At 69.1% G+C, this 2,050-nt stretch carries 2 protein-coding genes and 1 pseudogene; all 3 read left to right on the plus strand.

Annotated elements, in window-relative coordinates; translation table 11 throughout:
- The first annotated feature begins 183 nt into the window (after positions 1 to 183).
- Positions 184 to 1,323, plus strand: a complete 1,140-nt coding sequence (locus CSW58_RS13440) for an epoxide hydrolase family protein (RefSeq protein ID WP_099447606.1) — start codon at positions 184 to 186, stop codon at positions 1,321 to 1,323.
- 47 nt (positions 1,324 to 1,370) lie between these two features.
- Positions 1,371 to 1,685 carry a GFA family protein gene (locus tag CSW58_RS13445; RefSeq protein WP_236627845.1) on the plus strand — a complete coding sequence of 105 codons (315 nt, stop codon included), beginning with the start codon at positions 1,371 to 1,373 and terminating at the stop codon, positions 1,683 to 1,685.
- A gap of 89 nt (positions 1,686 to 1,774) precedes the next feature.
- A pseudogene (locus tag CSW58_RS13450) lies at positions 1,775 to 2,050 on the plus strand (beta-eliminating lyase-related protein); the annotation flags it as partial.

The following is a 2,050-nucleotide window of genomic DNA, read 5'->3' on the forward strand; positions in this document are numbered from 1 at the left end:
AGAGCGTGGGTGCGGGCGCGGTGACGTCGGGCTTCAGAGCGCTGGCTGGAACCTGGTAGCGACCCAAGGCAGCCGCCAATTCCCTCTTCCATAGGGAGCACTGTCCGCTCCCCACATCAACCTCTCCCCCTTGACCTCCCCCGCGTCACCCGCCGGACGCTGCGGCAAAACAGGGGAAACGCCATGGTCACGCCGTTCAGGGTCGAGTGGAGCCAGCAGGCCGTCGACAAGGTGCTGGGTCAGGTCCGGGCCTATGAGTTTCCGCCCGCGCCGTCCGAAGGCGGCTGGGGCTGCGGGTGCGACGGCGACTTCCTCAAGGCGATCTGCGCCTACTGGACCGACGGTTTCGACGTCGCCAAGGCTGTGGATAACCTCAACCGTTTCCCGCAGTTCACCGCCCGGGTCGAGGATTTCGACCTGCACTTCGTCCATGTGGTTGGCGAGGCCCAGGGCAAACGCCCGCTGCTGATCACCCATGGCTGGCCGGGCAGTCATTTCGAGTTCTGGGACGCCATCGAGCCCCTGGCCTTTCCGTCGCGGTTCGGCGGCGACCCGCGCGATGCCTTCGACCTGGTGATCCCGTCCCTGCCGGGCTTCGGCTTCTCGTCCAAGCCGGCCCGGCCGATCGGCCAGCGCGCCACCGCCCGCCTGTTCAACAGCCTGATGACCGATGTGCTGGGCTATGACCGCTACCGCGCCCAGGGCGGCGACTGGGGCGGGCTGGTCACGTCGTGGCTGGGGGTCGATCACGCCGCCCATGTCGAGGCCATCCACCTGAACATGATCGGCCTGCGCCCGCACGGCCCGCCGCAGAGCCCCGAGGAGATCGCCTGGATCACCGGCTTCGGCGCGGCCCTCGACGCCTATGGCGGCTATTTCCGGCTGCAGGCCAGCAAGCCGCAGTCGATCGCCTGGATGGGGGCCAACAACCCGGTCGGCCAGGCAGCCTGGATCCTGGAGCGCTTCCACGACTGGGCCGACCTGCGCCACAAGCCCTTCGACCAGGTGTTCACCCGCGACCAGCTGCTGACCAACCTGATGCTGTATGTGATGACCGGCAGCTTCACGACCGGGGCCTGGTACTATCGCGGCATGCTGGAGGAAGGCGGGGCGGTGATGGCCGAAGGCCAGCGCTGCGAAGTTCCCACCGCCTTCGCCAACTTCCCCGGCGAGACCATCTACACCGCCCCGCCCCAATCCTGGGTCAAGCGCGCCTACAACCTGACCCGCTGGACCGAGCTGCCGCACGGCGGCCATTTCGGGGCCATGGAGGCTCCGGAGCTGTTCGTGCAGGATCTGCGGGCCTGGGGCCGGGAGGGGTAAGGCCTAGCCTTGCCACGCCTAATATCGACGACCGAAGGAGCACCACCATGACCCTCAAGACCGGCGGCTGCCTGTGCGGCGCCATTCGCTACGAGATCGACGCCGAGTTCATGGGCGTGGCCGTCTGCCATTGCCGTGACTGCCAATACGCCTCGGGCGGCGGGCCCAACTTCATCGCCATGGCCCCGCGCGACAGCGTGCGGTTCGTCGAAGGCGAGCCCAAGCGCTATGACCGCCCCGGCGGCAGCGGCGCCACGGTGGGCAGGGTGTTCTGTCCCGACTGCGGCACGCCCCTGCTGTCGGACATCGGCGCGCCGTTCCTGGCCGTCAAGCTGGCGGCCTGGACGACTCGGCCGACCTGAAACCCGGGGTGCGCATCTGGACCGCCTCGGCGCCGGCATGGCATGTGATCGATCCCGCACGCCGCCTTCCCCGGGAACCCGCCCTTCTGATGACCGCAGCCCGTTACCTTCGCCTCCGACAATGTCGCCGGCGCCATGCCCGAGGTGATCGAGGCCCTGATCGCAGCCAATGCCGGGACCGCCTCGGGCTATGGGACCGACCATGTCAGCGCGGCGGCCGCCGACCGCATCCGCGCCCTGCTGGACGCCGACGCCGCGGTGCGGTTCACCGCCTCGGGCACGGCGGCCAACGCCTTCGCCCTGACCGTTCTGGCCGGCCGCACGAGGCGGTCCTGGCCCATGAGCACGCCCATATCTGCACCGAC

Source organism: Caulobacter sp. B11 (assembly GCF_002737765.1).
Classification (GTDB): domain Bacteria; phylum Pseudomonadota; class Alphaproteobacteria; order Caulobacterales; family Caulobacteraceae; genus Caulobacter.